Here is a 12,296-nt window from a genome sequence, read left to right as displayed (position 1 = left end):
GATTATCCGCCCGGCAGGCGCCGCCGCGGGCGATGCCGCCGCCAGCCATGCACCAGACCCAACAGGGCGACTAGCGCAGGCACCAGCACGATGTCGATGAACTTGAGCTGCGCACCCAGGGCATCGATCTGCGCATTCAGGCGATGCTGCACGTCGCGCAGCTCGTCGTTGATCTCGAGCCGTCGCTTGAGGAAGGCGCCAAGTTCCTCGCTCGCCCGCCCCGGGGCGCCGCCGCTGCCCCGTTCCTGCTGGAGTTTTTCCAGGCGCAGGCGGGTCTCGGCCAGTTCACGTTCGAGCTCCTGTTTCTTCTGCAGGACCCGGTAATCGGCCGCGGCCTGCAGCGCCTGCACCCGCGTGAACGGCCGCAAGGCCGCCGAACGGCTACGGATCGACAGCAAGGCCGAGGAACCACTCAAGTTGTCCACCAGGTTGGCGAGAAAGTCGCCGTTGTTGGCGAAGGCGCTGAAGGTGGTCTGGCCCAAGAAACTCTGCGACTCGACCCACAGACGGTCGCTCAGGAGATCGGTGTCGGCCACCAGCAGCACCTCGGCCTGGGCGAAGGCCCGGTGGCCGGGATCCTTGGCGCGCTCGGGGAATGCGCTCGCCATGGGGCCGCGCAACCGCGCGGCGATCACGTCGTGCGTGTCTTCCGGGTGATAGTCGCGCAGCAGCGCCGCCGGATCGTTCACCGCCTCGAGCACCCGCTTGCGCGGCACCCGCTCGGCCTCGCCGCTGCTCTGGATCAACGGCAGCAGGCGGGTCTGCGCCTCCGGCCGCAGGTCGAAACTGCCGGTGGTGGAGACGTTGATGCGCTGCAGGCTGGCAGTGATCGCATCGTCATGGTTGAGCTCCTGCACGCCCAGCCCGAGCATGGCCGGATGACTCAAGTTCACTCCGCCAAGCTCGATCGCCAGCGCACGGGCGCGGTCCAGCACGATCTCGTCGGGCGCATAGGCCACGCCCCAGGCGGCAAACAACCGCGACAGATCGGAAGCCTGCGCATGTCCGTCCGCGCTCGCCGGCGCGGGATCGAGCTCGGCGTAAGGGTCGACGAACACCGCGATCCTGCCGCCACCCAGCACGTACTGGTCGATGGCGTAGAGCGCCGCCTCACCGAGGTGCTTGGGGTGAATCACCAGCAGCGCGGCGAGGCCGGGATCGACCCGGGTCAGGCGTTCGGCATCGACCGGTACCAGCTCGAACTGCGACGTCAGGCGATCGAGCGCCACCCAGGGCGCCACGCCGCTCGCCGGGTCGCCGAGCACCGGTAGACTGCTCAGGATGCCGATGCGCGGCTTGCGGTCCTGATCGAGTGCATAGAGCAGCTTGGCGACATCGTATTCGAGGAAGGTTTCGCGGGCCGGATCGAAAAACGGAATCACCAAGGTCCGCGCGGCGGTCGGCGCGTCACCCGACTTGCCGGGTACCGCCGTGGTGCCGACCAGGCCGAAGAACACCCGTTCGCCATTGCCGCCCAACCGGCTCGAGGACAGGCCGCTGCCCTCGGCGCTGGCCTCCTCGTCCGAATAAGGCAGCGGATCGACGACCGCCAGGCGGATGCGGCCGTGCGAGCGCGCCGTCATTTCCTCCAACAGCTCGCGCACCCGCTGGGCGTAGCTGCGCAGCTGCGGCAGATCGCGCGTGGCATGCGCTGAAAAATACAGCGTGAGCTGCAGCGGCCGGTGCAGGCCGTCGATGATCTGCACCGTGCCAGGCGTCAGCGTATAGAGCTGGTCGGCGGTCAGATCCACCCGCCGCAGTCTGAGCCAGTGACTGCTGGCCAGTGCGAGCGCCACATAGGCGAAGATCAAGGCCACCAGCGCAAGATAGAGAAACGGGCGGCGCAGCAGCGGCGACATGGGTCAGCCCGCCCGCCGGATCTGCAACGCCAGCACGCCGGCCGTCAGCGCGCAGACGATGGTGAGCAGAAAATAGCAAAGGTCGCGCAAGTCGAGCACACCGCGCGCAATGGCCTCGAAGTGATGCAGCAGCGAAAGATGCACCGCCGCGTTGAGCAAGCGGTGCGGCAGCACGTCCTTGAGCATGTCCAGCACTTGCGGCTGCCCGGCCAAAACCAGCACCAGGCCCAGCAGCGCGGCGAAAATGAACGCGGCGACCTGGCTTTGCGTGGCCGCTGATAGGCCGACGCCGATCGCGGCGAAGGCGCCGGCCAGCAGCCAGCTGCCGAGATAACCGGCAAGGATGACGCCGTTGTCGGGCGAGCCTAGGTAATTGACCGTCACCCAGAACGGGAAAGTGAGCACCAGGGCCAGTCCGAGCAGCAGCCACGCCGCCAGGAACTTGCCCAGCATGGCCTGGGCCAGGCTCACCGGCAGGGTCAGCAGCAACTCCAGCGTGCCGTCCCTGGCCTCCTCCGCCCACATGCGCATGGTGAGCGCGGGCGTCAGCACCACGTAGAGCCAGGGATGCATACCGAAGAAAGGCTGCAGATCGGCAAGGCCCCGCGCATAGAAATCACCGAGCTCGAAAGCCAGCCAGCCGGCCGCCGCCGGAAACACCACCAGAAACACCCAACCGAGCCCGGTGGCGAAAAAGCCCAGCCATTCGCGCCGCAGGATCGCCAGCACCTGACTCACGGCTGCCCCGCCTGGTGTTCCAGCGTGATCTGTCTGAACACCTCGTCCAACCGGCCGCGCTCGAGCTGAAGTTCGATGAGTTCGAGCCCCTGCTCACGCAGCAGACGTTCCACCGGCTCGAGGATGCGCTGTCCGGGACGCGGAAACACGGTGATGCGGCCGTCGATCGGGTCGATCTCGACGCCCGCCACCTGCGGCAGGCGACCCAGCATCTCCGGCGTCATGCCCGCCCCCGGCGCGCTGAACGACACCGCGCCGTGATAGCGCGAACGGGCCTCGAGCTCGTGCGGCGCGGCATCGGCGAGCAGGCGGCCGCGGGCCACGATCAGGACCCGGCTGCACAGCGCCTGCACTTCCTCCAGCAGATGGGTCGAAATCAGGATGGTACGCTCGCGCGCCATCGCATCGATCAGATGCCGTACGCCATGTTTCTGGTTGGGGTCGAGACCGTCCGTCGGCTCGTCGAGCATCAGCACCGCCGGGTCGTGCACGATGGCCTGGGCCAGGCCGACCCGGCGGCGCCAGCCCTTGGACAACGTGGCGATGTTCTGTTCGAGCACGTCCTCGAGCTGCAGGCCGGCCACCACCCGCTCGAACCGCTGCCGCGCGTGTTCGGCCGGTAGACGGCGCATCCGTATCACGAAGGTCAGGAACTCGCGGACGCGCATTTCGCCATAGCTGGGCGCGCCCTCGGGCAGATAGCCGAGCACGCGCCGGGCGGCCAGGGGCTCGCGCACCACGTCGTGACCGCAGACGCGTGCCGTCCCGGCGCTCGGCAGCAGGAACCCGGCGATGAGCCGCATCAAGGTGGTCTTGCCCGCCCCGTTGGGGCCGAGCAGGCCGACGACTTGGCCCGGCTCGGCGCGAAAGCTGATCCGGTCGACCGCGGTCAGGCTGCCATAGCGGCGGGTCAAGTGTTCGGTTTCGATCATGGCCGGGGAAGACGCGGACGCATGCCACAGTAACCCCAAGCCGCCCTCGGGTGAAGACGGTATGGGATCAGGCATCGCCCATCATGGGGCCGACTCGGTCCCGGGGGACAAAAAACAAAAAAGCAGGCGACGTGTCGCCTGCCTTGCAAAAAAACGCTGCGGAACCGTGGGCGTGCCTTTTAGCTGCCTGCCGCCGGCGCCGAGGCATCCAGGGCATTGACGCGTTCGCGCAATTCCTTGCCCGGCTTGAAATGCGGCACGTACTTGCCCGGCAACGCCACCGCCTGGCCGGATTTGGGGTTGCGGCCCATGCGCGGCGGCCGGTAATGCAGGGCGAAACTGCCGAAGCCGCGAATCTCGATGCGCTCACCGGCAGCCAGCGCCTGACTCATCTGCTCGATGACGCTCTTGACCGCAAGCTCCACGTCACCGAAGGCGAGGTGGGTCTGGCGCCTGGCCAGCGCCTCGATCAGTTCCGACTTGGTCATGGGTTCCCTGTGCGATCGCGGCCAGCACCTGCGGGAGGGGCGCTCCCGCAGGCGTGGCTGACTCGATGGCCCTTACTCGGCCTTGTGCAGCTGTTCCTTCAACAAGGCACCGAGCTTGGTGGTGCCGCCGCTGGCCGAGGCGTATTCGGCCATGGCATCGCTCAAGTCCTCCTCGTCCTTGGCGCGGATCGACAGCGCGAGCTGGCGGCCCTTGCGGTCCATGCCGGTGAACTTGGCCTCGACCTTGTCGCCCACCTTGAGATGCTGGCTGGCATCCTCGATGCGCTCCTTGGCGATGTCGCTGGCACGGACATAGCCCTCGACGCCGTCGCCCAGATCCACCACCGCGCCCTTGGCGTCCACTTCCTTGACCGTGCCGGTGACGACACTGCCGCGCGGATGGTTGGCCATGAACTGGCCGAACGGATCCTGCTCCATCTGCTTGATGCCGAGGCTGATGCGCTCGCGCTCCGGATCGACCGCCAGCACCACGGCCTCGATCTCGTCGCCCTTCTTGAAGTTGCGCACCAGATCCTCGCCGGAGGCCTGCCAGGAGATGTCCGACAGATGCACCAGACCGTCGATGCCGCCTTCCAGGCCGATGAAGATGCCGAAATCGGTGATCGACTTGATCTGACCGTTGACCTTGTCGCCCTTCTTGTGGGTGGCGGCGAAGGCCTCCCACGGATTGGCGCGGGTCTGCTTGATGCCGAGCGAGATGCGGCGGCGCTCCTCGTCGACGTCGAGCACCATGACCTCGGTCTCGTCACCGACCTGCACCACCTTGGCCGGGTTGACGTTCTTGTTGGTCCAGTCCATCTCCGAGACGTGCACCAGGCCTTCCACGCCCGGCTCGATCTCGACGAAGCAGCCGTAGTCGGTGACGTTGGAGACCTTGCCGAACAGGCGGCTGCCGACCGGATAGCGGCGGGCGATGTTGACCCACGGGTCGTCGCCCAGCTGCTTGAGGCCCAGGCTGACGCGGTTGCGCTCGCGGTCGAACTTGAGCACGCGCACTTCCAGCTCGTCGCCGACGTTGACCACCTCGGACGGATGGCGCACGCGCTTCCACGCCATGTCGGTGATGTGCAGCAGGCCGTCGATGCCGCCGAGATCGACGAACGCGCCGTAGTCGGTGAGGTTCTTCACCACGCCCTTGACCACCGCGCCCTCGACCAGGCGCGAAAGCATCTGCTCGCGCTCTTCCGAATGCTCGGTCTCGACCACCGCGCGGCGACTGACCACCACGTTGTTGCGCTTGCGGTCGAGCTTGATGATCTTGAATTCGAGATCCTTGCCCTCGAGGTAGGCCGGGTCGCGCACCGGGCGCACGTCCACCAGCGAGCCGGGCAGGAACGCGCGCACGTCCTTGATGTCGACGGTGAAGCCGCCCTTGACCTTGCCGGAAATGCGGCCGGTGACGGTCTCGCCCTTCTCGAACGCGGTCTCCAGGTCGTCCCAGACCATCGAGCGCTTGGCCTTCTCGCGGGAGAGCTTGGTCTCGCCGAAGCCGTCTTCCAGAGCATCGAGCGCCACCTTGACCTCGTCGCCCACCTGCACTTCCAGCGTGCCGTCCTCGTTCCTGAACTGCTCGATCGGAACGATGCCCTCGCTCTTCAAGCCCGCGTTGATGACGACGACGTCGTTGCGGATCTCCACCACGATGCCGGTGACGATGGCGCCCGGCTTGAGCTTGGAAATGGCCTGCTGGCTCTGTTCAAACAGCTCGGCAAAACTTTCAGTCATGTTGATTCCAGAATGTGAAAGGCCAACCGCCTGCGCGCCGTCGGTTTCTTGCGCAGGGCGTGCGGCCCGCCGGTTGTGGGTGTCGCGGGGCAGACATGCGACGCGTCACCGTTGACCCTCAAAGCCCCTGCCGCGGCAGGGGCGCCTTTTTCCGAACCCGGGCCAGCTACGCGGCAGACCGCGCCGTCAATGGCGGACCAGGGCCAGGACCTTTTCGACCACCGTGGCGATGGGCATGCCGGTGGTATCCACCACCACCGCATCGGGAGCCGGCTTCAACGGCGCGACGGCGCGCGACGCATCGCGTGCGTCGCGCGCCTCGATCTCGCGCTGAAGAACTTCTAATGTAACGTCGAGGCCCTTGTCTTTCAACTGTTTATAGCGTCTTGCCGCACGTTCGGCGGCGCTCGCGGTCAGAAAGACCTTGGTCGGCGCATCCGGAAAAATCACCGTGCCCATGTCGCGTCCGTCGGCGACCAGCCCGGGCGGCTGGCGAAACCCGAGCTGCAGATCCACCAGTGCGGCGCGCACGCCGGGAATCGATGCCACCGCGGAGGCCGCGGCCCCGGCGGTCTCGGTGCGCAGCGCATCGGTGGCATCCAAGCCATCGACGATGATGCGCGTGTCGCTGCCGTCCGCGGCCGGCACGAAGCGGATCTTGAGCTCGCGTGCGCAGCGGGTCAGCGCGTCGGCGTCGGTGAGGTCCAGCCCCTCCAGTCCCGCCACGTAGCCCACCGCCCGGTACAGCGCGCCCGAGTCGAGCAGATGCCAGCCGAGTCGCTCGGCCACCTGACGGCTGATGGTGCCCTTGCCCGAACCGGAGGGGCCGTCGATGGTGAGCACCGGGACCGATGCGTGGCCGGTCATGCCTTGCAAGCCTCATCCCTCATGGCATGCAAGTCTACCCGGCCGGCCCCGCACGGAGCCATGGCATCTCCGCCGCCATGACGTCACGCAGGCCATGACGGCGGACAAAAGAGTTACTTGATGAATCGCAAGGTGAACGGGTAGCGGTAGCGCTCGCCCTCGTTGGCCTTGATCGCGGCGACGATGATGAACACCAGCGCGGCAATGCCGATGATGACGCCGAGCGGAAAGGTGACGACCGCACCGACGAACAGCGTGGCCACCGTGATGATCCACAGCGCGGCGAACACGATCGCCAGGGTGAGGTTGAAGTTCAAGGCTTCCTTGGCCTGGTCGGCGACGAAGGGCATGCTGTCCTTCTTGACCAGCCAGATGACGAGCGGCCCCAGGAAACAGCCGATGCCGAAGAAATGCCCGGTGACGAGATAGCCCAGCAGGGCAGACAGATGCGCGAACAGCGCCCATTGGCGTTCTTCGTGCGAAGGCATGCCGCCGACCGGCGCCGGCGGCAGGTCGTCGGTGGGCGGCGGGGGCGGACCGGCGGATTCGGGTGGAACGCTCATGACGACTCCTCGAGGGTACAAAGCGAAAGCGACACGGGATCGGCCACGAAACGGGCGCCGACCCCCGATGCTAGCAAGTCGGCGCGTCCCTCGGGTGGCACTCCCCGGAGAAGCCGTTTCGAGGCGTCAGGCCCCGGCCACGGTCATCCGCTCGAGCAGGATCGAGCCGGTGAGGATGGACGAGCGCGGGTCGACATCCGTGCCCACCGCCTGGATGCCGGCCAACATCTCGCGCAGGTTGCCGGCGATGGTGACTTCGGCCACCGGCGCGACGATACGGCCCGCCTCGACCCAGAAACCGGCCGCACCGCGCGAATAGTCGCCGGTGACCAGATTGACGCCCTGCCCCATCACCTCGGTGACCAGCAGCCCGCTGCCCAGCCGCTGCAGCATGGCGGAAAAATCGCTCGCCTCGCCGTCGGCGGCACCCGGCGCCACGACCAGGTTGTGGATGCCGCCGGCATTGCCGGTGGTGACCAGACCGAGCTTGCGCGCGGCATAGCTGCCGAGCACGTAACGCACCAAGACGCCCGCTTCCACCAGCGCGCTGTCGCTGGTGGCGACGCCCTCGGCATCGAAAGCGGCCGAGCCGTGGCCGCGCCGCAGGAAAGGCCGCTCGTACAGGTTGAGCCAGCCCGGCATGATTGATTGCCCGGCCGCGCCGAGCAGAAAGCTCGCACGGCGATACAGCGCGCCGCCGCTGACCGCGCCGACCAGATGCCCGATCAGTCCGCGCGCCACTTCCGGCGCGAACAATACCGGGCAGCTGCGGGTGGACAGCGATCGCGCGCCCAGCCGCGCCAAGGTACGCTCGGCCGCCCGGTCGCCGAGCGCGACCGGGTCCATCAGGTCCGCCGCCGCGCGACGGTGGTCGTACCAATAATCGCGCTGCATCTGCTCGCCCTCGCCGGCGATCAGGGTCAGCGCCAGCGAATGGGAGGTGCCGCGCTCGCGGCCGACGAAGCCGTGCGAGTTGGCATAGACGGACAGGCTGGCCTGACTCTGCACGCTGGCCCCGTCGGACTGGGTGATGCCCGCATGTGCGCGGCCGGCGGCCTCGATGCGCTGGCCGAGCGCGATCGCCTGCGCGGTGTCCAGCGCCCATGGGTGCCACAGGTCGAGGTCGGGGAAATGGCGCGCCATGCGTTCCGGGTCGGCCAAGCCGGCGGCCGGGTCCTCCTCGGTATAGCGGGCGATCGCGCAGGCCTGGGCGAGCGTGGCATCGATCGAACGCGGATCGAGATCGGCCGTGCTCGCCGAGCCCTTGCGCCGACCGAAATACACGGTGAGCCCGAAGCCGCGGTCGCGGGTGTGCTCGACCGTCTCCACCTCGCCCAGGCGCACGTTCACGCTGAGCCCGGTGTCGATGCTGGCGGCCACTTCGGCCTGGCTGGCGCCGGCGGCGCGGGCGCGTCGGATTACGTCCTCGGCCAGTTCGGCGAGACGGTCCAGATCGGCAAGACTGGCATCGGGGGCGGTTTCGGCCATGGCGTACACGTGGGCAAAAGTCCTTAAAGTGAGGGAAGGTTCAACTTAAGATGCGCGCGCATCATGCCGCAGATGGGGCCGCTTCCGGCCTTTGCAAAGGCGCCGTCGCCGCGGCCGGCCAGGCATGGCCTTGATCTTGACGAGAGTATCCATGGACAACCGCGACGATCCGCCCGCACCCGACGACAAACCCTCGCGCAGCCAGCAGCGCCGCGAGGCGCTGGCGGTGCTGGAACTGGCCGAGCGGCTGGTGGCGCTCACGCCGCAGCAGCTTTCGAAGCTCGATCTGCCCGAAGACGTGGTGGCGGAGATCGCCCAGGCCCGACGCATCACCTCGCACATCGCCCGCAAGCGGCAGCTCGGCTTTCTCGCCAAACGGATGCGCCGCCACGAAGCGTCCGCCTTCGCCCATGCCCGCGCCGCGCTCGGCGAGGACCGCGAGCGCAAGCTCAAGGAAACGGCCGCGCTGCACCGGCTGGAGGCCTGGCGCACGCGCCTGCTGGCCGATGACGAGGCCTTCGGCGAACTCATCGCGCGCCATCCCGCCATCGACCGCCAGCAGATGCGCACGCTGATCCGCCAGGCGCGGCAGGAACAGGCCGAAGGCAAGCCGCCGCGCGCCGCCCGTGAACTCTTCCGGATGCTGAAAACGCTCGACGAGGCCGAGGCGACGGACTGAAAAAGCGCCGCTTCCGTGGCCGGCTTGCCCGCCGTCCGGCGCGCGGCTAGGCTCGGCGGTCCCATGCCTCCTCCCGACGATCGCGCGGCTGCGCGTCCCATCCTCACCCCGAGCGCACTCAACCGGCTGGTACGCGACCTGCTGGAGGACGCACTGCCGCTGGTGTGGGTGGAGGGCGAACTCTCCAACGTCTCGCGTCCGGCTTCCGGGCATCTGTATTTCACCCTCAAGGACAACGCCGCGCAGGTGCGCTGCGCGATGTTCAAGCCGAAAAGCAGCTGGCTGCGCTTCAAGCCGGGCGATGGCATGCAGGTGCTGCTGCGTGCGCGGGTAGGCCTGTACGAGCCGCGTGGCGAGTTCCAGCTCGTCGTCGAACAGATGGAGCCGGCCGGCGAGGGCGCGCTGCGCCGGCTGTTCGAGGAACTCAAGGCCAGGCTCGCCGCCGAAGGCCTGTTCGATGCCACGCGCAAGCGCCCGTTGCCGCGCCACGTGCGCCGCCTGGGCGTGATCACCTCGGCCACCGGCGCGGCGATCCGCGACGTGCTCAGCGTGCTCGCGCGGCGCTGGCCGTTGCTGGAAGTGGAGGTGCTGCCGGTGCCGGTGCAGGGCCGCGAGGCGCCACCCGCGATCGTCGCCATGCTGGGCAAGGCATCGGCCTGCGGCCGCTACGACGCCCTGCTGCTGACCCGTGGCGGCGGTTCGCTGGAAGACCTGATGGCCTTCAACGACGAGGCGGTCGCCCGCGCGGTCGCCGCCAGCGCGGTGCCGGTGGTATGCGCGGTCGGCCACGAAGTCGACTTCGCCATCGCCGAGTTCGCCGCCGACCTGCGCGCGCCCACGCCCTCGGCCGCCGCCGAACTGCTGGTGCCCGACGCGCAGGCCGTGCGCCGGCATCTGCAGCAGCTCGCGCAACGCCTGCAGGTGTTCGGCGTCGGCCGGCTGCAGGCGCAGTCGCAGCATCTCGACCTGCTGCACGCACGGCTGCAGGCGCAACGCCCGCAAGCGCGGCTCGCGCGCGACCGCCTGCGTCTGCAGCAGCTGCATCATCGCCTGCATGGCGCCCTGGACGGCGATTTGCGGCGCCGGCGCGACCTGGTCGCACGGCTGGAAGCGCAGCTCTTCGCCCGACACCCGCGTCAGCTCATCGCCCAGCAGCGCCGGCGGCTGACGGCCGACCGTCATGCGCTGCGGCAGGCCATGGCGGCCGCGCTGGAGCGCTCGCGCCTGCTGCTTGGCCAGAGCGCGCGTGCACTGCATGCGGTGAGCCCGCTCGCCACGCTGGAGCGCGGCTACGCCATCCTGCTCGACGCCGAAGGCCGCGTGCTGCGCTCGGTGCACGCGGCGCACGCTGGCCAGCCGCTGCGCGGCCGGCTGGCCGATGGCGAGCTCGCCTTGCGCGTGCAGGATGCCGCCATCGGGGAGAGCCCCGGTGCCGCCCCCGCGCCGCTCATGCCGGATCCGTGAGCCGCGTTCCGGCGGCGTAGGGGATCTTCAGGCCAGCCGACTGCCGTTGGGTACCGGGCGCTCCGGCACGCTGATGACCACGCCCGCCGGCGTGTGGAACCCGGTGAGCAGAAACTGCGAGCGGAACGGCCCGATCTGCTTCTCCGGGAAATTGATGACGCCGATGATCTGCCGGCCCAGCAGATCCTCGGGCCGATACAGCGCCGTGATCTGCGCGCTGGTCTTGCGCTCGCCGTAGGGACCGAAATCGGCCCACACCTTCCACGCCGGCTTGCGCGCCTCCGGGAACGGCTCCACCCGGGTCACCGTGCCGGCGACGATCAGCACCTTCTCGAAATCCGACCAGTCGATCGCGTTCATTTCACCATCCTTCGAAGCCGCTTGGCGACGCCTCGGCCCGCTCAGCGCGCGAGCGCGTCGAGCACGCCGCGCAGGTCGTCCGGCAAGGGGGTCGAGAATGCATAGCTGCGCCCTTCCCATTCGAAGCCCAGGTGACTGGCATGCAGGAACAGCCGCCGCAGCCCCCGGGCACGGAAATGCCGGTTGGCTTCCTTGTCGCCGTATTTGGCGTCTCCCGCCAGCGGGTGACCGACGTGGGCGGCATGCACGCGGATCTGGTGGGTGCGGCCGGTGCCCAGGGTGGCCTGCATCAGCCGCCCCTCGGCGTAGCGCTCGACTTCCTGGAAGAAGGTCAGCGCCGGCTTGCCGTCCGCGGCGGCCGCGACCATCCGCTCGCCGCCCTGCAATACCGATTTGCGCAGCGGCACGTTCACGCTGAAGCGCGCCTTGGCCGGATGACCCACCATCAGACACAGGTACTGCTTGGTGACCTCGCCGGCCCGGATCGCCGCCTGCAGCCCGGTCAGCCCGGCACGGCTCTTGGCCAGCACCAGGACGCCGCTGGTGTCACGGTCCAGCCGATGCACCAGTTCCAGCGCCTGGCCCGGCCTTGCCGCCCGCAGCAGCTCGATCGCCCCGTGGCTCACGCCGCTGCCGCCATGGCTGGCGAGCCCGGCCGGTTTGTCCAGCACCAGGAAATGCCGATCCTCGAAGATCACCGCTGCGGCCACCTCCTCGAGTCGGGCGGCGGGTGGCGCCTGCAGCGGCGAACGCTCGGCGACGCGCACCGGCGGAATACGCAGTCGGTCGCCGGCGGCAAGGCGGGTATCGGGCTTGGCGCGGCGACCGTTCACCCGTACCTGACCCGTACGCAGCAACCGGTAGACCAGGCTTTTCGGCACGCCCTTGAGCAGGGTCGCCAGGGCGTTGTCGATGCGCTGGCCTTCGCGCTCGGGACCGATCTGCAGCTCGCGCACCCCTTGAGGTGCCGCTGGGGAAGTTGCCGTCTGCATTGAAAAAAACTCATCGAGAAGGGATACTGGCCCGGCGCTGATGCCCGGCTCCGCATGCCACGGGACCGGGCCCCGTCCGCGAGGCCGGCGAGCACGGCGCCGGCCTTGGCCGGACGCAGA

General features: G+C 68.6%; 12 protein-coding genes. 2 read left to right on the top strand and 10 right to left on the bottom strand.

Going from position 1 to position 12,296, the window contains the following annotated elements; all coding sequences use genetic code 11:
- Positions 1–2 precede the first annotated feature (2 nt).
- From ALSL_RS04845 to pmbA, 8 genes are all read right to left on the bottom strand, one after another.
- Complete coding sequence (locus ALSL_RS04845) at positions 3–1,859, bottom strand: GldG family protein (protein WP_126536971.1); 1,857 nt, start codon at positions 1,857–1,859, stop codon at positions 3–5.
- A 3-nt stretch (positions 1,860–1,862) separates the two neighbouring features.
- A complete protein-coding gene (locus ALSL_RS04840; protein WP_126536969.1) occupies positions 1,863–2,597 on the bottom strand; it encodes an ABC transporter permease subunit in 735 nt (244 codons plus the stop codon).
- Entirely contained in the window at positions 2,594–3,529 is a 936-nt protein-coding gene (locus tag ALSL_RS04835) for an ABC transporter ATP-binding protein (protein WP_126536967.1), read from the bottom strand. The genes ALSL_RS04840 and ALSL_RS04835 overlap by 4 nt, the downstream gene beginning before the upstream one ends.
- Before the next feature lie 179 nt (positions 3,530–3,708).
- Complete coding sequence (locus tag ALSL_RS04830; protein WP_126536965.1) at positions 3,709–4,017, bottom strand: integration host factor subunit beta; 309 nt, start codon at positions 4,015–4,017, stop codon at positions 3,709–3,711.
- Positions 4,018–4,089: 72 nt separating this feature from the next.
- Entirely contained in the window at positions 4,090–5,763 is a 1,674-nt protein-coding gene (gene rpsA / locus ALSL_RS04825; RefSeq protein WP_126536963.1) for a 30S ribosomal protein S1, read from the bottom strand.
- A gap of 186 nt (positions 5,764–5,949) precedes the next feature.
- The gene (cmk, locus tag ALSL_RS04820) at positions 5,950–6,630 is read right to left on the bottom strand and encodes a (d)CMP kinase (protein WP_126536961.1); all 681 of its coding nucleotides are present in this window, start codon (positions 6,628–6,630) and stop codon (positions 5,950–5,952) included.
- A 113-nt stretch (positions 6,631–6,743) separates the two neighbouring features.
- Positions 6,744–7,193 (bottom strand): DUF4870 domain-containing protein, encoded by a 450-nt coding sequence (locus ALSL_RS04815; protein WP_126536959.1) that lies wholly within the window; start codon positions 7,191–7,193, stop codon positions 6,744–6,746.
- 126 nt (positions 7,194–7,319) lie between these two features.
- Positions 7,320–8,681 (bottom strand): metalloprotease PmbA, encoded by a 1,362-nt coding sequence (gene pmbA, locus ALSL_RS04810; protein ID WP_126536957.1) that lies wholly within the window; start codon positions 8,679–8,681, stop codon positions 7,320–7,322.
- 151 nt (positions 8,682–8,832) lie between these two features.
- Between pmbA and yjgA the strand changes: the two genes are divergently transcribed.
- Together yjgA and xseA are read left to right on the top strand one after the other, a co-directional pair.
- Entirely contained in the window at positions 8,833–9,360 is a 528-nt protein-coding gene (gene yjgA / locus ALSL_RS04805) for a ribosome biogenesis factor YjgA (RefSeq protein ID WP_126536956.1), read from the top strand.
- Positions 9,361–9,423: 63 nt separating this feature from the next.
- Positions 9,424–10,824, top strand: coding sequence for an exodeoxyribonuclease VII large subunit (xseA, locus tag ALSL_RS04800; RefSeq protein ID WP_126536954.1), 1,401 nt, complete (start codon positions 9,424–9,426; stop codon positions 10,822–10,824).
- A 27-nt stretch (positions 10,825–10,851) separates the two neighbouring features.
- Here the strand turns inward: xseA and ALSL_RS04795 are convergent, their stop codons facing one another.
- Positions 10,852–11,184 (bottom strand): tRNA-binding protein, encoded by a 333-nt coding sequence (locus ALSL_RS04795; protein ID WP_126536952.1) that lies wholly within the window; start codon positions 11,182–11,184, stop codon positions 10,852–10,854.
- Positions 11,185–11,225: 41 nt separating this feature from the next.
- Positions 11,226–12,176, bottom strand: a complete 951-nt coding sequence (locus tag ALSL_RS04790) for an RluA family pseudouridine synthase (RefSeq protein WP_126536950.1) — start codon at positions 12,174–12,176, stop codon at positions 11,226–11,228.
- Positions 12,177–12,296 lie beyond the last annotated feature (120 nt).

Origin of the sequence: Aerosticca soli (assembly GCF_003967035.1) — a bacterium.
In the GTDB taxonomy this organism is placed as follows: domain Bacteria; phylum Pseudomonadota; class Gammaproteobacteria; order Xanthomonadales; family Rhodanobacteraceae; genus Aerosticca; species Aerosticca soli.
This window is presented reverse-complemented; position numbering and strand designations above follow the sequence as displayed.